The organism is Chryseobacterium capnotolerans (genome assembly GCF_021278965.1).
Taxonomy (GTDB): Bacteria; Bacteroidota; Bacteroidia; order Flavobacteriales; family Weeksellaceae; genus Chryseobacterium; species Chryseobacterium capnotolerans.
The window spans coordinates 4,165,842-4,191,037 of sequence record NZ_CP065589.1; the positions used below are offsets into that span (position 1 = coordinate 4,165,842).

The 25,196-nt window shown below is 35.4% G+C and carries 25 protein-coding genes and 1 pseudogene; 11 read left to right on the forward strand and 15 right to left on the reverse strand.

What is annotated here, in order from left to right; translation table 11 throughout:
- Positions 1-15: 15 nt before the first annotated feature.
- The 13 genes from H5J24_RS20025 to H5J24_RS20085 all read right to left on the reverse strand — a co-directional run bounded on the left by H5J24_RS20025 (position 16) and on the right by H5J24_RS20085 (position 10,209).
- Positions 16-429 carry a PaaI family thioesterase gene (locus tag H5J24_RS20025; RefSeq protein WP_068938880.1) on the reverse strand — a complete coding sequence of 138 codons (414 nt, stop codon included), beginning with the start codon at positions 427-429 and terminating at the stop codon, positions 16-18.
- Between the two features lie 2 nt (positions 430-431).
- Positions 432-749 (reverse strand): hypothetical protein, encoded by a 318-nt coding sequence (locus tag H5J24_RS20030; protein ID WP_068938878.1) that lies wholly within the window; start codon positions 747-749, stop codon positions 432-434.
- An 89-nt stretch (positions 750-838) separates the two neighbouring features.
- Positions 839-1,972 carry a 3-hydroxyacyl-CoA dehydrogenase NAD-binding domain-containing protein gene (locus H5J24_RS20035; protein ID WP_068938876.1) on the reverse strand — a complete coding sequence of 378 codons (1,134 nt, stop codon included), beginning with the start codon at positions 1,970-1,972 and terminating at the stop codon, positions 839-841.
- 40 nt (positions 1,973-2,012) lie between these two features.
- Positions 2,013-2,366, reverse strand: coding sequence for a four helix bundle protein (locus H5J24_RS20040; RefSeq protein ID WP_068938874.1), 354 nt, complete (start codon positions 2,364-2,366; stop codon positions 2,013-2,015).
- Between the two features lie 36 nt (positions 2,367-2,402).
- Positions 2,403-3,203 carry an enoyl-CoA hydratase/isomerase family protein gene (locus H5J24_RS20045; protein ID WP_068938871.1) on the reverse strand — a complete coding sequence of 267 codons (801 nt, stop codon included), beginning with the start codon at positions 3,201-3,203 and terminating at the stop codon, positions 2,403-2,405.
- Positions 3,204-3,358: 155 nt separating this feature from the next.
- Positions 3,359-3,823, reverse strand: a complete 465-nt coding sequence (gene paaD / locus H5J24_RS20050; protein WP_068938869.1) for a 1,2-phenylacetyl-CoA epoxidase subunit PaaD — start codon at positions 3,821-3,823, stop codon at positions 3,359-3,361.
- Between the two features lie 3 nt (positions 3,824-3,826).
- Entirely contained in the window at positions 3,827-4,612 is a 786-nt protein-coding gene (locus H5J24_RS20055) for an alpha/beta hydrolase (protein WP_232815808.1), read from the reverse strand.
- 31 nt (positions 4,613-4,643) lie between these two features.
- Positions 4,644-5,393, reverse strand: coding sequence for a 1,2-phenylacetyl-CoA epoxidase subunit PaaC (gene paaC, locus H5J24_RS20060; protein ID WP_068938866.1), 750 nt, complete (start codon positions 5,391-5,393; stop codon positions 4,644-4,646).
- Positions 5,394-5,497: 104 nt separating this feature from the next.
- Entirely contained in the window at positions 5,498-5,779 is a 282-nt protein-coding gene (paaB, locus tag H5J24_RS20065) for a 1,2-phenylacetyl-CoA epoxidase subunit PaaB (RefSeq protein ID WP_002981782.1), read from the reverse strand.
- Positions 5,780-5,902: 123 nt separating this feature from the next.
- Complete coding sequence (gene paaA / locus H5J24_RS20070; RefSeq protein WP_045501831.1) at positions 5,903-6,841, reverse strand: 1,2-phenylacetyl-CoA epoxidase subunit PaaA; 939 nt, start codon at positions 6,839-6,841, stop codon at positions 5,903-5,905.
- Between the two features lie 113 nt (positions 6,842-6,954).
- Entirely contained in the window at positions 6,955-8,040 is a 1,086-nt protein-coding gene (locus H5J24_RS20075) for a 2Fe-2S iron-sulfur cluster-binding protein (RefSeq protein WP_068938864.1), read from the reverse strand.
- Positions 8,040-9,356 (reverse strand): phenylacetate--CoA ligase family protein, encoded by a 1,317-nt coding sequence (locus tag H5J24_RS20080; protein WP_068938862.1) that lies wholly within the window; start codon positions 9,354-9,356, stop codon positions 8,040-8,042. Before H5J24_RS20080 ends, H5J24_RS20075 begins: the two co-directional genes overlap by 1 nt.
- A 274-nt stretch (positions 9,357-9,630) precedes the next feature.
- The gene (locus H5J24_RS20085; protein ID WP_068938860.1) at positions 9,631-10,209 is read right to left on the reverse strand and encodes a TetR/AcrR family transcriptional regulator; all 579 of its coding nucleotides are present in this window, start codon (positions 10,207-10,209) and stop codon (positions 9,631-9,633) included.
- 361 nt (positions 10,210-10,570) lie between these two features.
- On the opposite strand from H5J24_RS20085, the pseudogene clpB reads away from it, so the two are divergent.
- The 11 genes and pseudogenes from clpB to H5J24_RS20140 all read left to right on the forward strand — a co-directional run bounded on the left by clpB (position 10,571) and on the right by H5J24_RS20140 (position 20,474).
- Positions 10,571-13,164: pseudogene (clpB, locus tag H5J24_RS20090) on the forward strand (ATP-dependent chaperone ClpB).
- Between the two features lie 174 nt (positions 13,165-13,338).
- The gene (locus H5J24_RS20095) at positions 13,339-13,491 is read left to right on the forward strand and encodes a hypothetical protein (protein ID WP_167386941.1); all 153 of its coding nucleotides are present in this window, start codon (positions 13,339-13,341) and stop codon (positions 13,489-13,491) included.
- 196 nt (positions 13,492-13,687) lie between these two features.
- Positions 13,688-14,215, forward strand: coding sequence for a hypothetical protein (locus H5J24_RS20100; protein WP_068938854.1), 528 nt, complete (start codon positions 13,688-13,690; stop codon positions 14,213-14,215).
- Between the two features lie 28 nt (positions 14,216-14,243).
- Positions 14,244-14,888: a hypothetical protein gene (locus H5J24_RS20105; RefSeq protein WP_068938852.1), complete on the forward strand. Its 645-nt coding sequence runs from the start codon at positions 14,244-14,246 to the stop codon at positions 14,886-14,888.
- Positions 14,870-15,655 (forward strand): sensor histidine kinase, encoded by a 786-nt coding sequence (locus H5J24_RS20110; protein ID WP_068938850.1) that lies wholly within the window; start codon positions 14,870-14,872, stop codon positions 15,653-15,655. Before H5J24_RS20105 ends, H5J24_RS20110 begins: the two co-directional genes overlap by 19 nt.
- Positions 15,652-16,293 (forward strand): response regulator transcription factor, encoded by a 642-nt coding sequence (locus H5J24_RS20115; RefSeq protein WP_068938848.1) that lies wholly within the window; start codon positions 15,652-15,654, stop codon positions 16,291-16,293. The genes H5J24_RS20110 and H5J24_RS20115 overlap by 4 nt, the downstream gene beginning before the upstream one ends.
- Positions 16,294-16,537: 244 nt before the next feature.
- The gene (locus H5J24_RS20120; protein ID WP_232815809.1) at positions 16,538-16,813 is read left to right on the forward strand and encodes a hypothetical protein; all 276 of its coding nucleotides are present in this window, start codon (positions 16,538-16,540) and stop codon (positions 16,811-16,813) included.
- Positions 16,782-17,561 carry a zinc metalloprotease gene (locus H5J24_RS20125; RefSeq protein WP_232815810.1) on the forward strand — a complete coding sequence of 260 codons (780 nt, stop codon included), beginning with the start codon at positions 16,782-16,784 and terminating at the stop codon, positions 17,559-17,561. Before H5J24_RS20120 ends, H5J24_RS20125 begins: the two co-directional genes overlap by 32 nt.
- 400 nt (positions 17,562-17,961) lie before the next feature.
- The gene (locus H5J24_RS20130) at positions 17,962-18,981 is read left to right on the forward strand and encodes a zinc metalloprotease (RefSeq protein WP_068938844.1); all 1,020 of its coding nucleotides are present in this window, start codon (positions 17,962-17,964) and stop codon (positions 18,979-18,981) included.
- A gap of 108 nt (positions 18,982-19,089) precedes the next feature.
- On the forward strand, positions 19,090-19,248 hold the full coding sequence (locus tag H5J24_RS20135) for a hypothetical protein (RefSeq protein ID WP_232815811.1): 159 nt from the start codon (positions 19,090-19,092) through the stop codon (positions 19,246-19,248).
- Positions 19,249-19,394: 146 nt separating this feature from the next.
- Positions 19,395-20,474: a phosphatase PAP2 family protein gene (locus H5J24_RS20140; RefSeq protein WP_232815812.1), complete on the forward strand. Its 1,080-nt coding sequence runs from the start codon at positions 19,395-19,397 to the stop codon at positions 20,472-20,474.
- Positions 20,475-20,509: 35 nt separating this feature from the next.
- Here the strand turns inward: H5J24_RS20140 and H5J24_RS20145 are convergent, their stop codons facing one another.
- Complete coding sequence (locus H5J24_RS20145; RefSeq protein ID WP_068938841.1) at positions 20,510-22,375, reverse strand: M1 family metallopeptidase; 1,866 nt, start codon at positions 22,373-22,375, stop codon at positions 20,510-20,512.
- 236 nt (positions 22,376-22,611) lie between these two features.
- Positions 22,612-24,981, reverse strand: a complete 2,370-nt coding sequence (locus H5J24_RS20150; RefSeq protein WP_068938839.1) for an outer membrane beta-barrel family protein — start codon at positions 24,979-24,981, stop codon at positions 22,612-22,614.
- Positions 24,982-25,196: the final 215 nt, after the last annotated feature.

The window sequence follows — 25,196 nt, forward strand, 5'->3', positions numbered from 1 at the left end:
AAATTTTCAAATTCTTTATAATTCTGTTACTTTCTTTCCGATTTTATATACTGTTCCTACAAATTTTGCAATCAGTTCATCGTTTTGATTGGTGATATTAATATCATAAACGGCTGTTTTTCTGGTATCATTTACCAAAACACTTTCTGCTCTGAAAACGTCACCTTCTTTCCCTGCCTTGGTAAAATTGATAATACAGTTTAGAGCAACGGCTGCATCTCCGGTATTATTTGATGAAAAAGCCAGTGCTGAATCTGCAAAGGCGAAAGTAACTCCACCATGCACCGTTCTAAGCCCATTAATCATATCTTTCTTGATGGGCATTTCTATTAAACAGTAATTTTCTTTTACTTCAATCATTTTGATATTCATCCATTGGGAAAAATAATCCTGATTGAACATATAATCTGCTACTTGTCTTGGATTCATTTCTACTCTTCGTTTATTATTTCTTCATACAATTCATCTGATAATCTGTCGTAAATACTCATCGTTTTACCTAAAATTACCTGCTCGTATGAAAGGAGGGTATCGAAATTGTCAGAGCTGTCTTCTGTTTCATACATTGCGGTTAAATCAATTCCACTTTCATTGGCTAGTCTTTGAATCAGCGTTCTGTATTTTTCATTAAACTTCCCCAACAACTCAAGTTTTTCCTGACTGTCTATGGAAGAAGCTTCCTCTGTTAAATACTGTTTCTCAATGAGAAGCCTTGTTTCCAGTTCTGCTCTGAATTCTTCTATATTCATACTATTAATTTGAAAATTAAATAAATTTGAAAATTTGAAAATGAAAACCTGTTATAATCAATTTTCAAATTGGCACATTTTCAAATTATCTAATTCATTTTACGAAGCAAAGGACTTTGTCTGTACCTTTCTTCCTGATATTCATTGTAAAGGTTCTGTAAGGTTTCAGAAATTTTTGAATATCCGATTTCCTGTCCCCAGCCTAATAATCCTTTTGGATAGTTTACTCCTTTTTGCATAGCCAGCTCAATATCTTCGTCATTAGCAACACCTAATCTTTTAGCTTCTACAGCTTCGTTGATTAACATTGAAATGATTCTTAAAAAAATCTGCTGATACAAAGCATCATCTTTCTCAGCAACAGGCTTTTCTGCTCCTTCGCTATAATCGTAAAAACCTTTCCCTGTTTTTCTTCCATGAAGTTTAGCCTCAGACATTCTCTGCTGAAGTAGAGAAGGTTTATATTTCGGATCATAGAAATAATCTTTGTAAACCGTTGTTGTTACGGCAAAATTTACATCTACTCCAATAAGGTCCATTAATTCAAAAGGTCCCATTTTGAAGTTTCCTATTGTTTTCATTGCTTCATCTACCTGTTCCGGCGTGGCAATATTCTCTTCAACAATTCTTAATGCTTCACCATAATATGGACGGGCAATTCTGTTGACAATAAATCCTGGAATATCCTTAGCAATAACAGGTATTTTACCCCATTCTTTCATGAGGTTGTATATTTTTTCAGCTAAAGTTTTTTCTGTTAATAAAGAGGGAATTACTTCCACTAAAGGCATCAACGGAGCTGGATTGAAGAAGTGAATTCCGATGAAACGCTCCGGTTTCTTTAATTCTGCACCAAGGGAGGTGATAGAAATAGATGATGTATTGGAACCGATGATACAGTCTTCAGAAACATATGTCTCCAATTCTGTAAAAACTTTGGTTTTGATGTCTTTGTTTTCAATGATCGCTTCGATGACCAAATGAGAATCTTTTAAATCCTGTAATACTTCACCTTTTACGATATTGTTTCTGATCTCTGTGGCTTTTTCCTGAGAAATTTTTCCTTTTTCAGCTAATTTCTGAAGGGTTTTCTCTAAACCTGTAAGTGCTTTATCTATTTGTGGAGCATTAGCATCGAATAAAACGACCTTGCATCCTGCTGTTGCAGCTACCTGAGCTATTCCAACGCCCATGGTTCCTGCCCCAATAATTCCAATGTTCATAGTTTTAATTTGAAAATTTGAGAATGAGTTAATTTGAAAATTATTTAAATTTTGATGTTGAAATAATTTTAGAGAGAATTAATATTATTTCTCTTAGATCTAAAAGTAATTTTTCTTCAGGCGAATTCAAATATGGAGACTTTAAACACAATAAAAGCCAGTACTCAGTTTCATCTGCTTCTTTGGCAGCAATTTTAATTTTATGAATAAAATCAGCCTTACTCTCAGCATTTTGAGCTTCTCTTACGTTTGCACCAATTGAAGTTCCGGATTTAAAAATTTGATTAGCAAGCGGAAATCTGTTTGCTTTATGCAGGACCTCAGAAAATTCAATAATATCTAATGCAAATCCAAAAGTTTTCTTTACAATAACATTTTCTCTATCGTCTCTCATTTTCAAATTCTCAAATTAACCCATTTTCAAATTGATTTATTTTCCTTTATAATTAGGTTTTCTTTTCTGTAAAAAGGCATTTACACCTTCTATGAAGTCTTCTGTTTCTGCGGCTTCCTGTTGCAGATCACCTTCAAGCTCCAACTGCTCTTTTAAAGTGTTGGTGTATGAGTTTGCAAAGGCTTTTTTCGTTAGCTTAATTGCTGCTGTTGGCATATTCGCCATTCTCTCAAGGATTTCCATTGATTTTGGCCCGAATTCTTCTTCTGTGAACACCTCAGCGACAAGACCGTGAGCTTTAGATTCTTCAGCAGATAATTTTTTACCTGTGAACGCTAAATAATTAGCCAATTGTCTACCTAAAAGCTTCGGTAAGAAGTAAGTTCCTCCTGTATCAGGAATCAAACCGATATTTGAAAATGCCTGAGCGAAATAAGCTTTGTTATTAGCCAATACGAAGTCACAGATTAGCGCCAACATAGCACCAGCTCCTACTGCGGGGCCATTTACTAAGGCAATAACCGGTTTTTTGCAACGCGTTACTTCCATTACCAATGGATTATAGTAATCTACCACAATTTTTCTGATGATATCCTGATCATGGTGCTCTTTACCTACCGCAAAAGCTTCTTCAAGATTTTGACCTGAACAAAAAGCTCTTCCTCTTCCGGAAATGGCAACGCATCTTACATTTTCATCTTCACTGCATTCTTTAATGAAATCTTTCAGATCCCCTAAAGAAGGTTTTGTAAGTGCGTTCATTGTTTCAGGCTGATTCAGGTAGGCGATTTTAAGCTTTCCGTCAAAATGCGATTCAATATCGAGTTGTGTATACATAGTTTTGTATTTTATTTTTAACAATGCACTAATTTAACAATATAAATCAATGTAATCGTCTAACAATTTAATAATCTAGCCATAACATCGTTATGTTTTGCATAGTCCATAAATGTGATGGTAAACTGATATTTTGATTTATTGTTCTACTCATTTTAGTGGCATTTAAAATAGTCAAAAGGTTCCAGACAGTCTAAACATTGGTATGATGCCTTACACAGAGTAGAACCAAATCTGCTGATCTGTTTGGTGTGCTCAGAACCACAACGCGGACATTTCTTCGGTTTCCCGATATGATGTTCGTCTGCTCCTTTTTCAGGAGGCGTAATTCCGAAAGCACGAAGTTTTTCTCTCGCTTCATCAGTCAGCCAATCTGTTGTCCATATCGGAAACATTTTGGTGACTACTTTAGCTTCCCATCCGTTTTCTTTCATCATTTTGATGATATCTTCTTCGATGGTAAACATTGCAGGACATGCAGAATAGGTTGGTGTAATTGTCACTTCACAAGTATTTTCACCTGTAGCCTGTGCATCTCTTACAATTCCTAATTCCACAATATCAATCACCGGAATTTCCGGATCGGGAATTGTTTTTAATAAATCTAAAAGCTGATTCATATTCTATTTTTCATCAGAATCAAGAATTAATTTCATTGAATTCTGATAGTCCAAATTATCTGTTATTCCGTTATGAGTCTGACCTTTTAATACAATCAGACGATCCCCTTTTTTAAAATGATTCTTAAGCTTTAAAGAAGCGTTATAATGAATAACCTCATCTTTATCACCATGAAAAATAACAACGGGTGATGGCACGGTTTTTAAATATTCGTTGGTTTCAAAATTATATTTCAGAAGAAACTTAGGAAGAAATGAAAATTTCTGATTCATTTCATCTTTCATACTGTAATAAGGAGCTTGTAAAATCAACAGCTTTGCATGATGCGCAGATGCTAATTTAGCCGCCAATCCCGTTCCTACAGAATATCCTAAAATAATAACTTTGTTTTCCGGATACCTTTTTAAAAGTTCCTGATAAGCAGTCTCAATATCTGAAGAAAGCTGATCTTTATTTTTGATCTTATCTTCGCTTTTTCCGTAGCCTCTGTAATCCAATATAAATGTATCATAATTCATACTGCTATACAATTGAGTCACTTCCCCCCAGCCTCTAATTGACCCTCCGTTTCCATGAAGATAAAAGATAACCCCTTTTGGGTTCTGAGTTTTAAATAAAACCGAACTCAAATGCTTTTCATCCTTTGTCCGGATTGTTATTTCTTCAAAGCTACCATCAAAACTAAACTTATAATTTTCAGGTAACTTTTCAGGATAAAAAATAATTTTCTCCTGGTAGAAATAGACTCCTATACATAGCAGTACATATGCAATAAGAAAAAAAAGCAAGTATTCCCAGAATCATCTTTTTCATCACTTCCTACCAAGTACACCCAGGATATGCTCTCTGCATATACTGAAGCTCACAAAGGATAAATCCAAAGTATTCTGTATGATATCCTGTTCTTGATTTTGGCTGCATGAACGGATTCGTTGGGTACTCTAATCCGAAGCTTTGGAAATCTTTTTCTGTAATGGCAACAAACTCTTTATACAGTTCATCAACATTAGGAACGATATTCAAGGCAACAAGATCATCTTCACCTTCTGATTTGGCAAACAATCCTTTGGTGTATTCCCAGATATTTTCAATAGCATTTTCTAGACGCGTACGACTTTCTTCCGTTCCCTGAGCAAAGATTTTCATCCAAGATGCAGCATGAGTATAGTGATATCTTACTTCTTTTAATGATTTTTGGGCAATTGCTGACAATTCTTCATTCGCTGAATTGGATAATGCTTCATACATCAGTTTCTGATACACTGAGAAAACATAAACCTTAAGAATCGTCTGAGCATAATCTTCGTTAGGAAGTTCTGTCCAATGCGCGTTTATATATTCATGTTCATATCTTAAGAAAGCGATATCATCTTCACTTTTACCATTGTCAATAACCCTTGAAGCATACACATAAAAGTTATTAGCCTGGCCAAGTTCATCCAACGCAATATTCGTTAATGCAATATCTTCCTCTAAATAAGGGCCTTCACCGCACCATGCAGACAGACGCTGTCCCATAATGAAACTGTCATCTGCTAGTTTTAATAAATAATTATATAATGGGTTCATTGTTTAATAGATTTGAAGACTAATAGATAATAGACGGATAGATGATAGACAAGTAAGCCTTAAGGTCTTTTATCTATTCGTCTATTATCTCCAAGTCTATTTTATTACATATTTTTTACGTCGTTTGGAATTTCGTAGAACGTTGGGTGACGGTATAGTTTATCATCTGCCGGATCAAAGAATGCTTCTTTATCCACTCCTTCCGAAGTCACAATATATTTACTTGGAACTACCCAAACAGAAGTTCCCTCTTTTCTTCTTGTATAAACGTCTCTTGCGTTCTGTAAAGCCATTTCTGCAGTTGGCGCCTGTACTATTCCAACGTGTTTGTGAGATAATCCCGGTTTAGTCTGAATAAACACTTCCCACATATCTAAATTTGCCATAATTAATTTGAAAATTTGAAAATTGGTTAATTTGAAAATTGATGAATCGTGTTCATTGAAAATTTGAGTATAAATAACGTGGTTAAAGTCATTTTCAAATTTTCAAATTAGCACATTTTCAAATTATATTACTTCTTTTTGTTGTTTCTCTGCAAAAGCAATTGCTGCTTCTTTTACCCATGAATTTTCTCTCTGAGCCTTTCTCTTAGTCTCAATACGCTTTTTATTGCAAGGACCGTTTCCTTTTAAAATTTCCATGAATTCACCCCAAGGAAGTTCTCCGAAATCGTAATGCTGTCTTTCCTCATTCCACTTCAGGTCTTTATCCGGAATGGTTAATCCTAAGAATTCAGCCTGAGAAACAGTAACATCAATAAATCTTTGACGAAGACTATCATTACTTTCTCTTTTTACTCTGTAGTTCATAGAGATCTTAGAGTTTGGTGAACTGTCATCATTTGGACCGAACATCATTAAGGCTGGCCACCAGAAACGGTTTAACGAAGCCTGAGCCATTTCTTTCTGCTGTTTGGTACCGCGACAAAGCGCCATTAGGATCTCATATCCTTGTCTTTGGTGGAAAGACTCCTCTTTACAGATTTTCACCATCGCTCTTGAATAAGGTCCGTAAGAGTTCCCCATCAGCATTACCTGGTTCATAATAGCTGCACCATCAACCAACCAGCCGATAGCCCCTATATCAGCCCAGCTTAATGTTGGATAATTAAAGATGCTTGAATACTTTGCTTTTCCTTCCAGCATATCATCATAAGTAGCATCTCTGTCTGCTCTGATACTTCCGTCTCCTAAAGTTTCTGTTGCAGAATAAAGGTATAAACCATGTCCTGCCTCATCCTGAACCTTAGCCAGAAGCGCCATTTTTCTTCTCAATGAAGGTGCTCTGGAAATCCAGTTGGCTTCCGGCAGCATTCCTACAATTTCAGAATGGGCGTGTTGTGAAATCTGACGAACCAATAATTTTCTGTAATCATCCGGCATTACATCTTTTGGTTCTACTTTATTTTCTTCGTGAACGTATTGAACAAATTTTTCTAAGTCCATAATCTTTTAATTTGAGAATTTGAAAATTAGTTAATTTGAAAATTATTTAGAGAAAATGAGAATAAACGATTACCCATTTTCAAATTTCCAAATTAGTACATTTTCAAATTGAATTAAACATCATAATTAAGCATCACCACATTCGTTGTCGGGTGACATTGACAGGTAAGAACGTAACCTCTGGCTACTTCGTCTTCGGTAAGCGCATAGTTTTTCTCCATGAAAACCTCTCCTTCTAAAACTTCCGCTTTACACGTACAACACACTCCCCCTTTACATGCAAACGGCACAGGAAGATTGTCTTTTAATGCTTTATCTAAGATACTCTCTTTTTTGGAATTAAGGTGAAATGAATATTCATCATCATCAATAATTACCGTTACCATACTTTCAATATTGGCAATCGCTTTGAATTCATCACTCATCTCCTCCGTATTTTCTTCGTCAGGAGCAGTGAAGTATTCAAATAAAACCTGAATAGCCGGTACTTTTTTATCTTTCTTTAAATAATCTGCAATCCCTTTAATCATTTCTGAAGGACCACAAATAAAATAAGTGGCTTCTTTTACATCAATTTCAGTATATCTTTCAAACAGCTGATCTAATTTTTCTGCTGAAATTCTTCCTTCAAAAACAGGATCTTCATGCTTTTCACGGCTTACCAGATAAATCACTTTAAACCTTCCGTTAAACTGTTCTACCAACTTATCGATTTCAGCTTTTCTCAGAACATGATTCATGCTTCTGTTGCTGTAGAATAAATAAGCATTACTGTTAGGTTCCTGATAAAGGCTTTCTTTAATATTGGATAAAACCGGGGTAATTCCACTTCCTGCAGCCAAACCAACATATGTTTTCACGTTAGTTGGGTGGTAAGAAGTATTGAAGCCACCCATTGGGGGCATTACTTCCAGCATTTCATCCATATGAAGATGCTCATTGAAATATCCGGATACCTTTCCGCCTTCCAGCAATTTCACCAAAACTTCCAGTGTATTGCTTTTTTCGCTTGGAGCATTGCAGATAGAGTAAGAACGTCTCTCCTCATTTCCGTTGATCATCATTCGGAAATTAAGGTATTGTCCTTGTTTGAACCTGAACTTGTCTTTCAGCTCTTCCGGAATCTCCACGGCAACATTTACCGCGTCTGAAGTATCCTTCTGAACCCTTACAGTTTTAAGTTTATAAAATGAATTCATTATTTTTTAAGTATTCTATTAATTTTTCCACCTTCGCACTTCGGCAAACTGTCCTGAGCATGAACTTTCACTTTTGTAGTGATGCCTACTCTCTTTTTGATTTCGTTTTCAATATTTTTTCCGAAGCTTCCAACAAAATTAAAATAATCATCGGTATTTGCTTCTATTTTTTGTGCATTGACCAGTTCATCATCAATTTCAATATCAATATCTAAAGCCACACACATATGTTCTTTCTCAATTGGAGTTAAATAATAATTGGGAACCACTCCTTTTACATGGGAAAAAGCATCTTCAATCTGACTTGGATACACATTTACCCCTCTTACAATCAGCATATCATCTGCTCTTCCAACAATGGGTTTCATTTTTACCATGGTTCTTTTGGCATTTTCGTCATAATAAAGACTTGTGATATCATTCGTCCAGTAACGCAGAAGCGGCATTGCTTTTTTCGTTAACGTGGTAATCACCAATACACCTTCTTCTCCGAAAGGAACCGGTTCTTTTGTAATCGGATCTAAAATTTCAGGATAAAAATGGTCTTCCCAAATGTAAGAACCTCCTTTTTCCTCAAAATCTTCCATAGAAACTCCTGGACCGATAATTTCGCTCAAACCATAAATATTGGTGGCATGAACGCCTAATCTTTCTTCAATATGGCCTCTGATAATTTCTGTCCACGGCTCAGATCCTAATACGGCGTACTTTAGACTGATTTCATCCGCAGAAATTCCTCTTTTAGCAAATTCATCAGCAATGGTTAAAGCATAAGATGGGGAACAACAGATTACTTCCGGCTTAAAATCTACAATAAGATCTACCTGTCTGGCTGTCATTCCTCCCGAAATAGGAAGAACACTCATTCCCAACATTTCTGCTCCATAGTGAAGTCCTAACCCGCCTGTAAAAATCCCATAACCATAAGCATTATGTAGCTGCATTCCTGGTCTTGCTCCTGCTGCACTTAAAGATCTTGCTACCACTTCACTGAAAAGATCTACATCTTCTTTGGTATATCCCACCACTGTTGGCTTACCCGTTGTTCCACTTGAACAGTGAATTCTCTGAAGTTCATTTTTAGGAACTGTAAATAAACCAAATGGATAGTTGTCTCTTAAGTCCTGTTTGTAAGTAATTGGAAGTTTCGTGATATCTGCAATGGTCCTTATATCCTGTGGAGATATCTGCAATTCATCAAACTTTCTTCTATAAAATTCCGACTTCTCGTTCAGATAACCCATGAGATTTACTAAGCGATCGGATTGAAGCTGTCTCAACTGACCCAGCTCCAGATATTCAACTGAAAAATCCATAAAACTAACTAACATTTGTTAGGTGTAAATTTAAAAAGATTTTGGAAGCTGACAAAATTTTTATGATTTTCGTCATATTTTGAATGGTTCTAAATAACTGAAACTTGAGATTCGGATAATTTGTCATTCAGAGCACAGACTGAAGGTATGCAAACAAAGTTCAGAAGTGAAGCGTCGAATCTAAACTAAAGTATTAGCTAAATTCAAAATAATTATAGAGATTCTTCTTTCGTTAGAAATCAAAGATTCGACGTAGTCAATGACAAAGTATATATTAATTGCTTTGGTTTCCGAGCAGACCATAAAGAATCTTGTCCCTTATTTCCTCAGTGATCTCATCAGTTGAATCACTACTTCTTTTAAACCAGAAATAGGAATTATTTAAAGTATGCAGAATGAATCTTGTAGTAAATGATGGGGATTTCAATTCCCAGTTTTCCGCTTGATAGATTTCAGAAATCAGCTGTTCCACTTCTTGCTGATAATTTTTCCTTAGCTCTATGAATTCAGGAAGCCTTTCTTCCAGATGTCTCCATTCAATAGAATAAATATGAGTTACATCTCGATTTTTAAGAACCACCGACAAATGTTTATCCAAAAACAGATTCAGTTTTTCCCTTGGAGCAATATCTGTGTTTTTTACTTCCTGAAGCTCATCGAAAAACTCCTGGGCAATGCCAAAACAAACCCACTCCAGAATTTCTTCTTTCGAACGGATATGGGCATATAATGATGCAGCCTTGATATTAAGCTTCGTAGCGAGGTCTCTTACTGAGCTTCCCATATAGCCCTTCTCCTTGAAAAGCTCTACAGCTACGTCTAATATTTTCCTTTGTTTTTCTTTAAGTTCCATCTGTAAAAATGCAAAAGTAGTTATTCTGAAATAAATTGAATCTTGTAATCTACTAAATTCATTGATTTCAAAATTGAGTTGGGGAGCTTTTTTTCTCCGACCTGACTATTTGTTCATCAATTTCAGAGAAAATTTTAATGAATCGGAAATTTTGTCAAGTTAAATTATCGTTAAAAATATATAATCCGGAAATTTTGTCCATTTTTTTTGTAAATTTAATAATTGAACAGTTTTTGCGATACAGTCATCGATTACATGATTAAATAATTGATTGGCATTAAGAAACTGAGCTTGAAAATTTAGTTTCTTGATGTTTTTAAAACTAAACTTTGAACGAATCATTACCAAAAATATAGATAATATGAACTTAAACCAATATACTGTAAAATCACAAGAAGCCATCCAGGCAGCACAACAAGTTGCTATGGAATTTGGCAATCAAAGTATCGAACCTCAACATCTCCTAGAAGGAATCTTTCAGGTTGATGAAAATATATCACCTTTTCTATTAAAGAAGTCTGAAGCAGATGCTGCTTTAGTAAGAGAGCGAAATCGTGAAAACTTAGAAAAGCTTCCTAAAGTACAGGGAGGAAATATCTATCTTTCACAATCAGCAAACAAAGTATTGCTGGATGCCCCCAACATCGCTAAAAAAATGGGTGATGAATATGTAACGATTGAACATTTATGGCTATCCCTAATAGAAACCAGCTCTGAAGTTTCTCAAATGTTGAAAGACATGGGTGTAACTAAGAAATTACTGGAAGGAGCCATTAAAGAATTAAGAAAAGGAAGTAAGGCTACTTCTGCAAGTTCAGAAGAGACTTATCAATCTTTGAATAAATATGCTAAAAACTTCAATGAATTAGCTGCTGAAGGAAAGCTGGATCCGGTAATCGGACGTGATGAAGAGATCAGAAGAGTATTGCAGATCCTTTCCAGAAGAACCAAAAACAATCCTATTCTTATCGGAGAACCCGGTGTAGGTAAAACAGCTATTGCAGAAGGGATTGCGCACAGAATCATCAGTGGTGATGTTCCTGAAAACCTGATGGATAAAACATTATATTCATTGGATATGGGAGCATTGATCGCCGGAGCAAAATATAAAGGTGAGTTTGAAGAGCGTCTGAAATCCGTAGTCAATGAAGTGATAAAATCCGATGGACAGATCATTCTTTTTATTGATGAGATCCATACTTTAGTAGGTGCCGGAGGTGGTGAAGGAGCGATGGATGCTGCCAATATTTTAAAGCCAGCTCTTGCAAGAGGTGAGTTAAGAGCGATTGGAGCAACCACTTTAAATGAATATCAAAAGTATTTCGAAAAAGATAAGGCCTTAGAAAGACGTTTCCAAAAAGTAATGGTGGAGGAACCGGATACTGAATCTGCCATCTCCATCCTTCGTGGAATTAAAGATAAATATGAGGCTCATCATAAAGTAAGAATCAAAGATGAAGCAATTATTGCTGCAGTGGAAATGTCTCAAAGATATATTTCAGACCGATTTTTACCGGACAAAGCGATTGACCTTATTGACGAGGCTTCTGCAAAATTGAGAATGGAAATTAATTCCAAACCGGAAGAACTGGATGTTCTAGACAGAAAGCTTATGCAGCTGGAGATTGAATTAGCCGCTATCTCAAGAGAAGGCAACCAAACTAAAATTGATCATTTAAAAGAAGACATTTCCAAAATTTCTGAACAGAGAAATGAGATCAATGCAAAATGGCTGAAAGAAAAACAGAAAAGTGAAGATCTTACCCAGATCAAAAAAGATATTGAATCTCTGAAGTTAGAAGCAGAAAGAGCATCGAGAGCCGGAGATTATGCAAAAGTAGCGGAAATCCAGTATGGAAAACTTCGTGAAAAAGAAGACGAACTGGCCAAAGTGGAATTGGAAATGCAGAATAATCAGAATGAATTGATCAAAGAGGAAGTAACGTCTGAAAATATTTCTGAAGTCATTGCAAAATGGACAGGTATTCCTGTAACTAAACTGTTACAGTCTGAAAGAGATAAATTATTAAATCTTGAAGCTGAACTTCACCACAGAGTGGTAGGACAAAACGAGGCAATTGAGGCTGTAGCAGATGCAATAAGAAGAAACAGAGCCGGATTGAGCGATGATAAAAAACCAATCGGATCTTTCTTATTCTTAGGAACAACTGGTGTCGGTAAAACTGAGCTTGCAAAAGCTTTAGCTGAGTTCTTATTTGATGATGAAAATAACATGACCAGAATTGATATGAGTGAATATCAGGAGCGTCACAGTGTTTCCAGATTGGTAGGAGCTCCTCCGGGATATGTTGGATATGACGAAGGTGGACAATTAACTGAAGCCGTAAGAAGAAGACCTTATTCTGTAGTGCTTCTGGATGAGATTGAAAAAGCACATCCCGATGTTTTCAACACCTTACTTCAAGTTTTGGATGATGGCCGTTTAACAGATAATAAAGGTCGTGTAGTGAATTTCAAAAATTCAATTATCATTATGACTTCGAATTTAGGTTCGCATCTGATTCAGGAGAATTTTGAAAACTTAACTGAGGAAAATCAGGATGAGATTGTGGATAAAACCAAAGATGAAGTTTTCGATCTTTTAAAACAAACGTTACGTCCTGAATTCCTGAACAGAATTGACGAGGTTGTATTGTTCCAGCCTTTAAGAAAAAAAGAAATCGGAAAAATCGTTCAGTATCAGTTGAGAGGATTTAATGATATGCTCGCAAAACGTAATATCATCATGACCTTCACTCAAGACGCAGTAGATTACCTGATGGAAAAAGGATATGATCCTGCATTTGGAGCAAGACCTTTAAAAGAGTAATCCAACAGGATGTATTAAATAAGCTGTCTAAAGAAATCCTTGCAGGAAATGTAAATGACGGTGACAGAATTACCCTGGATTATTTTACAGAAACAGGACTGGTATTCAGACCTACTGAACAATAAAAAATAAAGTAGTTTTTTTCATATACATTAATTTTTGTAGATGAGTGCTGTAGAGAAATCTGCGGCACTCATTTTTTATTTAAATAATTGAATTTTTCATTAATTTATATCTTAATAACGTGAAATATAATTAAATTTATATTCCAATAAATGAATAACTTAAACAAAATCAGTATGAAAAAATTAAAAAGACAAGAATTAAAGAAAATTGAAGGCGGGTTACTTCTTCCTATCATTGAATGTGATGAAAACTGGAACTGCCCTACCGGCTTATGCTGTACATCAGGAATGATTTGCAGAGATCCAAGAAAATACCCTTGTATTTAAAGCAAAACGGAGAGTAATTCTCCGTTTTTTTTATGAGAAACACTTTAGTTTTACTTTTATTCTTTTTTCCTTAAATACGCAATCCGTAAAAACACGGTAAAAATAACAGTGTAATTCCCTATTCCCTATCCTATTTACTCCCATATTTTTTTACGAAATTTGCGGAAACACGGATGCTCTATTATAAAACTAAGTTATGAAAACAGAAACTACTAATGAACAAGAGCCTCTAAGCTCAGGAGCAATGTCAAATGATCTTATCAAAGTTCTCATTGACAACTATCGTCAAAACCAAATGATTGCCATTAATGAAACCATGGGAATAACTGATGCCAACTCTATATGGTTTGATCTTACCAAGTTGAAAAACTTCATTAAGAAGTTAGAACATGAAGCCCTGAAAATAAATCCTGAATGTACCCAGGAAGATTTGGGCATCAGATTTTATTATGCCGCTTATCCGAAAATCGAAAACTGGGACATTATGGAAAGCCATCCTGTTCCTCAAGAATACTCTGAAAGACACACCCTTGTAATGGTGCCTACTTTGAAAAAAGAAACTGAAGAAGGCGAAATTTCACACTTCGATTTTCATTCATTACAACCTAAAAATGGAAAAATAGCTAATCTTTCACTCTCTGCAAAAGGCTCACCACCTCCTAAAGGGATCGGTGAAAATCAAGGCACTTTATCTCCCCCAGCAAGCTCCATAGGAATGCTTTAGAATTAATTAAAAGAACTTATTATAAACTATGACTGAATTCCAGAGGTTTTTCGCACAATTTATGTATACCGGAGAGGCTATCGCTGCTTTAGTATCCATTATTTATTTTAACCGTGAAAAAAAACTGCATTGGAAACTTTTCGCTTTGTATCTTATTGCTATATTCCTATGTGAATCGTCTGTGAAATGGGCAGAGGAGGAACTTCGTATCGATAGGATTATTTTTTACAACTATTTTGTAATGCCATTGCAGTTTATTTTCTTTTATTGGTTATATGCGATAAAATCCCTGAAGAAGCCCAAACTATTCTACATCTTTTCTTTGCTATATTTTGCAGCTTTTATTCCGCAGCTTTCACTCTTTGTAGAAAGAAAAGTTGTGTATGCTCCCAATTACACTTTAGGATGTATATTTTTGATGGTACTGGTGGTTATGGAATATTATAAGCAGGTTAATTCGACAGAAATCCTAAAATTCAGTACCAACAGGATGTTTTATATTAATTTGGGTAATACTCTTTTTTATATAGGAACACTCCCGTTTATGACCTTCATGTCTCTTCTTTGGGAATATAGAGATCTATGGGATCTATATTTTGCTTATTTTCAGGTTTCGGGAACTATCATGTATCTTTTATTTGCAAGTTCATTCATATGGGGAAAGCAGAATTAATAATCACGATCATCCTTTTCAATACATTCTTTGTAATGTTTGCCGTTGCTGTGGCTATCTATATCAGGAATTACAGACAGCGCAAAAGAGAATATCTTAATGAAATAGAGATGAAAAATGAAATTCATCAAAGAGAACTTCTCTCTACTCAGCTCGAGATCCAGCAGGCTACCATGCAGCAGATTGGAAGAGAGCTCCATGACAATATCGGGCAAAAGCTGACATTGGTGAGTCTATATGTTCAGCAAATGCTTTACGAGAACAAAGTTCCTGAAGCCAATGAGAGAATTGACCAGGTTTCACAAATCATCAATCAGTCATTACAGGATCTGCGCAGTCTCTCAAAAACATTGACTGATGATAATATCAGTCAAAAAGAAATCGTAACTTTAATTCAGGAAGAAGTTGACAATACCAATTCTCTGAAGAAATGCCTGATCAGTTTTGAACATAATTTTGACTACCTGGATCTTGGTTTTGTTCATAAAAATCTATTGCTAAGAATCACTCAGGAATTTATCCAGAACAGCATAAAACACTCTCACTGCAAAAATATTTTCATCAGCTTAAATACTTCTGAAAACATACTTTGGGAACTTACCATTCGTGATGATGGAGTCGGATTTGATACAACCCGGACTCAATCTAATGGAATTGGTCTCACTAATATGAAAAACAGAGCTGAAATCATTGGTGCAGACTTCCGTCTGGAGAGTGAAAAGAATGCAGGAACCCAACTTAATATTATCTTAAAGAAACAGCCATGAAAAAAACAATTGTAATTGTTGACGATCATATACTTATTGCTAAAGCCCTTGAAGGAATTATTGGCAACTTCAGTGAATTTGAAGTGATCTATGTTTGTGAAAGCGGAAAAGATCTGATCCAAAAATTCGAAGAAGGAAATACAATTCCGGATATTATTCTTATGGATGTCAGCATGCCGATTATGGACGGCTTTGAAACCGCAGCCTGGGTGACCAAAAATCATCCCGACATCAAAGTGATGGCACTCAGCATGCAGGGTGACGACAATAGCGTCATTAAAATGATTAAAAACGGAGCAAAAGGTTATCTTTTAAAAAATACCCATCCAAAAGATCTGGAAACCGCATTGATAAGATTAAACTCTGATGGCTTCTTTTACCCTGAATGGGCCTCAAAGATTATATTCTCTAATCTCAATAAAGGGAATGACATTGAAAATGCTATAAAAATATCTGAACGCGAAAAAGAATTTCTAAAATATACGGTTACGGAACTTAGTTATAAAGAAATTGCAGACAGAATGTGTTGCAGCCCCAGAACAGTAGAAAGTTATCGTGACCAGTTATGTGAAAAGCTAGATTTGAAGACCCGTGTAGGCCTGGCTGTTTTTGCTATTAAAAATGGTTTTGCGAATTAATTTTAAGTAAAAAAAATTCTATAAAACTCAAAACAACATCATCATTTATATAGAATAATCCACTTAAGAATGAAATAAATAAAGCAAAAACATAAATTGACTAAAATTCAACAAAATGACAAATAAACAATATTATAATCAATAAAACAACCATTCGATTGATTATAATATAAATAAATGTCAAAATTATTTGCATATTAATTTCAAATAATATAATTTCACATCCTCAAAATAGAAAAACGATATGAAAAAATTATTATTTGGAGCGCTTGCTCTTAGTTTAATGTCTGCATGTAACAATGACAGCATGACCAATCAAAATGAAACACAAATAAATTCTGAAGCTTCTTCTACTGCCTTCACTGCAACAGAGAGAAACTGCCCTTCAGAAGAAATGAGAAATGAAGCACTGAAGAATGATCCAGCCTTAAGGCAAAAGGTAGCTGATCTTGAAGCTAATGCTGAAAACTTCGCAAAAAAAAGCAGCAATGGGAAAAGTTCTTGCAGATGGAACGGTTGAAATCCCAGTAGTGGTAAATGTATTATACAGTAATGCAACAGAAAATGTTTCAGCTGCAAGGATCACAGAACAAATTGATGTATTGAATGCAGACTATGGGGGAACCAATACCGATGTTTCCAAGATACCTACAGAATTTCAAGGGGTAAAAGCTGGTGATGTAAAAGTAAGATTCAAATTGGTAAATACGATCAGAAAATCCACAACCAAATCATCATGGACCAAAACAGATAGAGATAAAAATAATATGAAACTTGCATCTAAAGGAGGAATTGACGCAACTAATACTGCGAATAATTTCAATATTTGGGTGGTAGGCAGAATGCCAGATACCAGAGGAGATATTCTTGGATATTCTTCCTGGCCTGAAGATGCAGGAACATGGAAAGATGGTGTAGTTATTGCCGCTCCGTTCTTTGGTAAAACAGGAACCTCTGCCAATTTCAATTTAGGAAGAACTGCCACTCATGAAGTAGGACACTATTTAGGCCTTAGACATATCTGGGGAGATACCACATGTGGTGATGACCTAATTGCAGACACTCCAACACAAACAACTGCTAATACTGGAAATCCAACTTATCCACTTTACAATACCTGCTATGGGGTTAAAAGATCTGTAATGTTTATGAATTATATGGATTACTCTGATGACAAATCATTATATATGTTTTCTGCCGGACAAAAAACAAAAATGCAATCTGTAGTTTCTGCTACCGGACTTAGAGCAGGATTAAGAGTTAACTAAAATTCGTTTAAAATATTTAAAATCTATCTCAATTTGGGATAGATTTTTTTTTGCGTTAAAATCAAAATTGTAGAGACAAGCATTATAAACATTCAAAACACGTTAAAAACAAAGTTATCAGATTTATATTTAAGAATGTTATTGACGGATTTAGGGTGAAAAATATTCTATAAATAATAAAGAAATATAATATTATTTTCATTTTGAAATACACTTAAATGTGAAATATAAAACAATAAACCAAAATTGATTAAAATTTAAAACTTATCAAATTATATTACCATATATTTAAATAATTAACCATTAATATAAATATTCATTAAATAATTAAAGAAATAATTTGCATATTAATTTCAAATGCTATAATTTCACACCCTCAACCACATTATATTATAACGATATGAAAAAACTCTTTTTGGGAGCTCTAATTCTGAGCTTTATGTCTGCTTGTAATAATGACAGCATGACCAATCAAAATGAATCTTCAATGAATTCAGAAGCTTCCCCTACTGCTTCCACGGCAACCCAGAGAAAATGCCCGTCTGAAGAAATAAGAGAAGCAATGCTTCTGAAAAACCCTGCACTCAAACAAAAAATAGCCGATATTGAATTCGGTACTGAAAAATTTGCAGAAAATATTAAGTTTGGAAAGGTACTTGCAGATGGAACCGTTGAAATCCCAGTTGTTTTTAACGTGATCTATAGTACTTCCGCCCAGAATGTTTCTGATGCAAGAATCGCTGAACAAATTGCTGTTTTGAACGCAGATTATGGTGCTACCAACTCTGACATCACCAAGATTCCTTCCGCATTTCAGCCTTCAGCAGCAGGTGATGTAAAAATTCGTTTCAAATTAGTGGCTACTAACCGTAAACAGAATTCAAAAACAGGCTGGAGATCTGACCTTGAGCAAATGAAGAAAGCAAGCACAGGTGGAATTGATGCCACTGATGTAAATAAAAATTTGAATATATGGGTTGTTAATTCAATTCTAGACGAAAATAATCAGCCTGGAACTTTAGGCTATGCTTATTACCCGGAACATGCAGGACAATGGTACGATGGTCTTGTAATAGGTTATCAGTATATTGGAAAAACAGGCGCTTCGGCTCCGTTCAACCTGGGAAGAACAGTAACACATGAAGTAGGTCACTACCTAAACCTTCCACACCTTTGGGGATCATCTGATGCAGGCTGCCAAACAGATTATTCTAATGATACGCCAACTTCTCCAGGTCCTAATTACGGAAATCCAACATATCCTTTGAACAGAGTTTGTGGCGGGGTAAGCCGTTCTCAGATGTTTATGAATTATATGGATTATGTAGATGATAAGTCTATGTACATGTTCTCTGCTAATCAAAAAACAAGAATGCAGGCTGTAGTATCCGCTTCCGGACCAAGAGCTGGATTAAGATAATTAATAAGGTAAGTCGAAATATTATAAATTTATTAAAATAGTCTATCTCAATTTTTGGGATAGATTTTTTTTATATTTTTACGAGATTTTAAAAATAAAGACACGGTGATGAAAAAATCAGTCCTAACATTAGGGATTTTATTACATTTTTGCAGTTATAAAGCACAAGATACCATTCAGCCTCGTAATCTTCAGCAAGATCTTGCTTTGATTAATACAAACACTCCACTAAAAGAACCCACTCCTTTTTCAAGAAGGAATGGGTAAAAAAGTCTGTAGCTCCTGCCATTCTTTTTACTGCAGCGGCGGCTACATGGGGAGAAAAAGAAAATATCCGCGAGGTAAGAAACCGATATCTTCCTAATTTCAAAGTCAAATATGATGATTACCTTCAATATGCACCTGCCGTAGCTGTGTATGGTTTGAAGCTAGGCGGTGTAAAAGGAAGAAACAATATTGGAAGAGCTACTCTGTCTTATGGAGCCAGTTTAGCCATAATGGCTATTTTAGTCAACTCCATTAAATACACTGCAAAAGTTGAACGCCCAGATGGATCTAAAAATAATTCTTTTCCATCAGGACATGCTGCCATGGCTTTCACCAACGCAAGCTTTCTCCATAAGGAATATGGAATGGTAAACCCAGCCTACAGTATTGCAGGATATGGCTCTGCCACCATTACAGGCCTTGGGCGAAATTTAAATAACAGACACTGGGTTCCGGATATCCTTGCCGGTGCCGGCATTGGAATTATATCTACAGAACTCGGCTATTTCTTTATTGATAAAATATATAAGAACAAAGGAGATAATTTAAGCCTTTTATCCAGAATACAAGGGAATGATTATCCTTCTTTCCTTTCCTTAAAAATGGGTACCGCTTTAGGGACTACCAACTTCCTGAAAGAATCGGAATTGGATGACAAAAAGCAAACCGGTTTTGAAGGCGGACTGGAAGGCGCTTACTTCTTTTCAAAAAAATGGGGTGTGGGAGCAGATATTACTTTCAGCAGCTTCCCAATTAAATCTCAAAGAATAACCTTTGATGATGGCCAGGATTTTGGAGATCATGAAATTAAAACACAATCGATGGGCTTTCTGGCCGCAGGGATTGGCCCCTATTTTTCTCATGAATTCTCAGACAAATGGCAGCTTATGCTAAAACTAACCGGAGGATATTCTGCTACAGCCAGTGGAAAAGTATTTGTAAAAGGAAACGAAATAGATGCTCCCAACCATGAACTTCAGATAGCCCGATACAAACCTAAACCAGCTTTCCGCTGGAACACAGGCGCTTCTATAACCTATAAATTCAACCCTGGATTAGGTCTTACTTTCTATACGGATTATAACCAGATCAACTCTACAATCCGTTATCATTTCAGTGATGAGATCAAGGAAAGTGCTGAACTGGATCAGGAACTGAATAATCTGATTGCGAAAGAAAAAATAAATTATGTTACCCTAGGTCTAAGATTAACTGCCTATTTTTAAAATAAAAAAGCCTTCAGATTTTGAAGGCTTTCATTTTATAAAGTTTTACTGTTATCTCCAGGTGTATAATCCATGAAAAGATCTCCATCCAATTGTACGGATTTTACTTTCTTCTTAATAGGAATTACCAGATCTGTTAATTTTTGATCTTTTTCCCAGACAGAAGGTGAAAAATGCAGTTTTTCAGTAGTTCCGTCTTCATAGGACAGCACGGCATCAAACGGAATAGCAAACCCTCCTACATTGGCTACATTTACAGTAAGCAAATCATTCATTTGAGAAGCTCCTGCAACTTTTAGATCAATATAATTATTGGTATAAAACCAATTCTGGAAAAACCAGTTCAGATTCTTCCCGGAACCTGTATTCATAGAATTGAAATAATCCCATGGAACCGGATGTTTTCCATTCCAGTTGTCCATATAGTGATGTAATGCTTTTTTGAACAATTCATCTCCCAGATAATCCTTTAATGCAAGGTAAGACAATGATGATTTTACATATGAATTATTTCCGTATCCTGAACCGCTTACCTGCGTACTCATTGTAATAATCGGCTGATCTTGTTCTGCCGAAGGATCATTGATCCATTTTTTTACACGGAAATTTTTATAAAAGTCTTTCGCTTTTTCTTCCCCATTCTCATCAATCCCAATCAGATATTCTAAAGTAGTCGCCCATCCTTCGTCCATAAAAGCATATCTCGTTTCGTTGATACCCATATAGAAAGGGAAATAGGTATGTGCAATTTCATGATCAGCGGTAAGTCTGGCATCCTGAAGATTATCAGGAATACTGCTATCATTAATCATCATCGGATATTCCATATCTGCATATCCCTGGATGGCAGTCATCACATTATAAGGATATTCTACCCCAGGCCAGTTTTTGGAAAACCAGTCCAGATTATAACGCATCCAGTCTACATAATGTTCAAAATCTTTTGCTCCTGCTTTATACCCCGCCTGAATACTTGCTCTTTTGGTTTTAAGCTGAACACTCGCTGCATCCCATACATAATGGTTACTCATCGCAAAACAAAAATCTGTAATATGATTGGCTTTAAATTTCCAGACATTCCATTTATTTTGCTGGGTAACTTTTCCTGACTTCATTTCCTGTTCTGTAGCAATATGCATTAACTTATCACTTTTTAATGAAGCCTTGTATCTTTTTAAATACTCCGGCTGAAGAACGGATTCAGGATTCAGAAAATCTCCGGTTGCCCAAACTACATAATTCTTGGGTGCTGTAATGGCAAAGCTATAATCATTAAAGTCATTATAAAACTCTTGTCTGTCAGAATGTGGAAGCATATCCCATCCGTTATAATCATCATATACGGAAATTCTAGGGAAAGAATAAGCTACATAAAATGTTTCAGGATCAATCTGTCCTTCTCTTCCACTTTGCACAGAAAGCGGATATTCCCATTCAATCTTAACCTCAGCTTTGGACTTCGATTTTAAAACTGATTTTAATTTTACTTTTTCAACGGTTCCCCAATCTTCACTATCGATATCATATTTTTCTCCATTTACCATAAATGATTTGATCTTCAACCCAGTGGACAAAAAATCTTTAGAAACTGATCCTGATCTTGGAGATTGAGGTTTATGTAAGTTATTTACAAATCTTATCGCTAATTCATTAAGATTATCGGGACTATTATTGGTATAGACAATAGTTTCTTTCCCAGAAACAGTCTTTGTATTGGCATCCACTTTTACATCAACATTGTAAATCCCTTTATTCTGCCAGTAGTTTTTGCCAGGTGCACCAGAAATATCACGGGTTCCTCGTTCATAAGCTCTTTTAATATTTCTCGGCATATACAATTCCTGAGCGGAGAGTTGCAGCAATGAAACAACCACCAGCATTCCGGAAAAAATTCTCTTCATAATGATCTCTTTTTTAGATAAGTATCAAAAATAGCGAAAATGTAACATCAAGTGAGAATTTCTTTTATAATAATGTTTTATGATAATTAGTTTTCTATTTAAAATATTTTTAAAGCTGGGAGATGGAAGCTGGAGGATGGAAGTTATGAAACTCTAAACAACAACTGCTTTCTCTTTTTTTAGCAATTTAATCGTATAACAGTTATAACACTGAACATTAACTACTTAAAAATCTATTAAAGTCTATCCTGTTCAGAGGTTTTTTTGATGGTTTTAGCATTCTTCACAGATTGATTTCCAAAGTTATATTTCAGTGACAAGGTGAACCCCTGAGTATCTGAATAATCCAGGAAATAATTATCCTGATTAGCATACCTGGTAGAAACTTTCTCTCGTGTAGTTTTAAAAATATCACTTACAACCAATGACGCTTCCAACTTTTTATTGAAAAATTTTCTGTTCATCACAAAGTATGCGGACCAACTGCTGGAAATTCTGAAAGGTCCCTGTATTCCCGGAGAGAAATACCGATGTCCTATTTCCATTTTCCAATCCCTGTTTTTATCCAGAGTAAAGCTGGTAGAAATATTAGAGACCCAATTCCAGACTTTATTCTGATGTACTATTCCATCGACTCCCTTGAAATAGTTTTCGTTGTGTTCCAGGTTTTCAGATAAAACAGCGCTCCACCAAGGCTTTATTTGAAAATTTTTATATAAACTCAGCCCAAATGCCTGACCTTTTTCAATATTTGTAAAATGATATACAACATTGTTCGTTTCCGGAACCTGATATGAAATTTCCATAGATGGATACAGCTCTTTGCGGTAATAAAAATCCAGATTCCAATTCTTCCAGGAATAGGTAAGATTTAGATTATGAATAATGGTGGCTTTCAATTGAGGATCTCCCTGAAAATAGGAAAACAGGTTGTAATAAGATTTTGCAGGATTCAACCATGAATAAGAGGGCCTGCTGATTCTTTTTCCATAAGAAAACCCAAATTCATGTTTATTCTCTGTGGTATACTGAGCATAAAAGGTTGGAAAAAAATTCCAATAATTATTTTTATTTCGGTTATAGGGCTCTGAAACAATCCCCTCAAGGTCTGTCATTTCTGCACGAAGTCCTCCTTTAAAGTTCCATTTCCCAATGTTATAAGATAGTGAAGAGTATAATGCAAAATTATATTCTTTATAATCAAAATCACTGCTTTTTTCAGGTCTGAATTCCATCAATCCATTTTCATTATCAGAGAAATCAAGTTTACTGTTCGTTTTTACAAAACTATATTTTGTACCGGATTCCCACTCCAGCTTTTCTCCCTTCCATTGATAATCCAATTGTGTAGAATATAGCTGAACATCAGCTTTATTCTGGGTCAGAAAATGGTCTTCTCTTGGGGCCTGCCCTGCAAAGTTCAGATGAGTGGTGACATTTTGGTATTTATCAGTATTATTTCCCGTAAAATAATTGATCCAGGAAAGACTGCTTTTTTTATTCAGCTTTCGGTCTATCTGAAAACTAATTGAATTATTATTGGAACTTGATTCATGATCATTCAATGTTCTGTAACGAGATTCTATCACATCCTGATTGTTGTAGATCAATGTAGGCACATCATAGATTCCATAGGATTTTGGAGAAAAATACCCTGAATAGTTGAGGCTTAAGCTGGTCAAACTGTCCAACTCATATTCTACATTAAGATTCAGGGTATTCTGGTTAGTGTTTTTATCCTTCCTATTCATCGTGCTGATCCACCGGGTTTGGCTTTCGGGATAATAGACATAGTCAGATCCTTCGCGCAAATAAGTTCCCATTCCTTTATAGTAACTTGCCATGATGGATAACTTATCCTTCTTATAATATTGCGACAGTCCAAAAACTGCTTTTGCATATTGGGTCTGAACATATTTTGAAGACAAAATTCCACGATAGCCCTCAATGTTGTTTTTTTTCATCACAATGTTCAGTACTGCACTTCCTGAGGCTTCATATTTCGCAGGCGGATTAGTAATCACTTCTATAGATTTCACTTCATCCCCTTGTGTGTTTTCCAAAAGGTTTTTCAGTTCATCACCAGTCAGCATTATTTTTTTATCATTGATCGTGACCAGAATTCCTGTGCTTCCTTTTACAGTCAGCACACTATTATTGACAGTAACATTTGGGGTATTCTTTAAAATCTCCCATGCATTAAGTGATGATATATTGCTGTTTTCTACATTAAACTCCAGGCGGTCCACTTTTCTTTTCACTGATGGTTTTCGCTGGGTCATCACAACACCCTCTATCTCTTTAGACTCTCTTTTTAAAATAATGTGTAAAGGTTCAGGGGTTTCCAGGTCCAGATTCTTTTCAAATAAAGAATACCCATCATTTTTCACCATCAACTTTACATTTTGTTCACTGATTCCTTCCAGAATAAAACCACCATTACTATCTGTTTTCAGCTCTTTGATTAATTCATTTTTGGAATTATAAAGAACTACGTGCACTGCTGGGAGTTTTTCATTTTCGGTATTCATCACCGTTCCTGCAATTTTTTGTTTTTGAGCCAGCATCATTATGGGAAGACACAGAAAAAGAAGAGTTTTGTTCATGATATATTTTTAAGAATATAAAACAGACTAAGCTTGTTTTTACAGGACAAAATTCCAAATTGGTAAGGAGAATTTCGGTTAATGAAAGGTTAATGATGGGTTAACGTCTTTTCGCTTTCTGCTTAAAACATAAGGTTAATGAAAGGTTAATAATAAAAATACCATTTCAATAGAATGCTAAAGCTTTATCTTTGTTTTAATGATATCTAAGAGTA

Excerpts from the sequence above, each read along its gene's own strand:
- H5J24_RS20120 (WP_232815809.1), top strand. The coding sequence starts at position 16,538 with ATGAAAAAATTATTATTTGGAGCGCTTGCTCTTAGTTTAATGTCTGCA.
- H5J24_RS20095 (WP_167386941.1), top strand. The coding sequence starts at position 13,339 with ATGAAAAAATTAAAAAGACAAGAATTAAAGAAAATTGAAGGCGGGTTA.
- H5J24_RS20130 (WP_068938844.1), top strand. The coding sequence starts at position 17,962 with ATGAAAAAACTCTTTTTGGGAGCTCTAATTCTGAGCTTTATGTCTGCT.
- H5J24_RS20105 (WP_068938852.1), top strand. The coding sequence starts at position 14,244 with ATGACTGAATTCCAGAGGTTTTTCGCACAATTTATGTATACCGGAGAG.
- H5J24_RS20045 (WP_068938871.1), bottom strand. The coding sequence starts at position 3,203 with ATGTATACACAACTCGATATTGAATCGCATTTTGACGGAAAGCTTAAA.
- H5J24_RS20040 (WP_068938874.1), bottom strand. The coding sequence starts at position 2,366 with ATGAGAGACGATAGAGAAAATGTTATTGTAAAGAAAACTTTTGGATTT.
- H5J24_RS20085 (WP_068938860.1), bottom strand. The coding sequence starts at position 10,209 with ATGGAACTTAAAGAAAAACAAAGGAAAATATTAGACGTAGCTGTAGAG.
- H5J24_RS20025 (WP_068938880.1), bottom strand. The coding sequence starts at position 429 with ATGAATCCAAGACAAGTAGCAGATTATATGTTCAATCAGGATTATTTT.
- paaC (WP_068938866.1), bottom strand. The coding sequence starts at position 5,393 with ATGAACCCATTATATAATTATTTATTAAAACTAGCAGATGACAGTTTC.
- paaD (WP_068938869.1), bottom strand. The coding sequence starts at position 3,823 with ATGAATCAGCTTTTAGATTTATTAAAAACAATTCCCGATCCGGAAATT.
- H5J24_RS20125 (WP_232815810.1), top strand. The coding sequence starts at position 16,782 with ATGGGAAAAGTTCTTGCAGATGGAACGGTTGAAATCCCAGTAGTGGTA.
- H5J24_RS20110 (WP_068938850.1), top strand. The coding sequence starts at position 14,870 with ATGGGGAAAGCAGAATTAATAATCACGATCATCCTTTTCAATACATTC.
- paaA (WP_045501831.1), bottom strand. The coding sequence starts at position 6,841 with ATGGACTTAGAAAAATTTGTTCAATACGTTCACGAAGAAAATAAAGTA.
- H5J24_RS20135 (WP_232815811.1), top strand. The coding sequence starts at position 19,090 with ATGAAAAAATCAGTCCTAACATTAGGGATTTTATTACATTTTTGCAGT.
- paaB (WP_002981782.1), bottom strand. The coding sequence starts at position 5,779 with ATGGCAAATTTAGATATGTGGGAAGTGTTTATTCAGACTAAACCGGGA.
- H5J24_RS20100 (WP_068938854.1), top strand. The coding sequence starts at position 13,688 with ATGAAAACAGAAACTACTAATGAACAAGAGCCTCTAAGCTCAGGAGCA.
- H5J24_RS20035 (WP_068938876.1), bottom strand. The coding sequence starts at position 1,972 with ATGAACATTGGAATTATTGGGGCAGGAACCATGGGCGTTGGAATAGCT.
- H5J24_RS20075 (WP_068938864.1), bottom strand. The coding sequence starts at position 8,040 with ATGAATTCATTTTATAAACTTAAAACTGTAAGGGTTCAGAAGGATACT.
- H5J24_RS20115 (WP_068938848.1), top strand. The coding sequence starts at position 15,652 with ATGAAAAAAACAATTGTAATTGTTGACGATCATATACTTATTGCTAAA.
- H5J24_RS20145 (WP_068938841.1), bottom strand. The coding sequence starts at position 22,375 with ATGAAGAGAATTTTTTCCGGAATGCTGGTGGTTGTTTCATTGCTGCAA.
- H5J24_RS20030 (WP_068938878.1), bottom strand. The coding sequence starts at position 749 with ATGAATATAGAAGAATTCAGAGCAGAACTGGAAACAAGGCTTCTCATT.
- H5J24_RS20080 (WP_068938862.1), bottom strand. The coding sequence starts at position 9,356 with ATGGATTTTTCAGTTGAATATCTGGAGCTGGGTCAGTTGAGACAGCTT.
- H5J24_RS20150 (WP_068938839.1), bottom strand. The coding sequence starts at position 24,981 with ATGAACAAAACTCTTCTTTTTCTGTGTCTTCCCATAATGATGCTGGCT.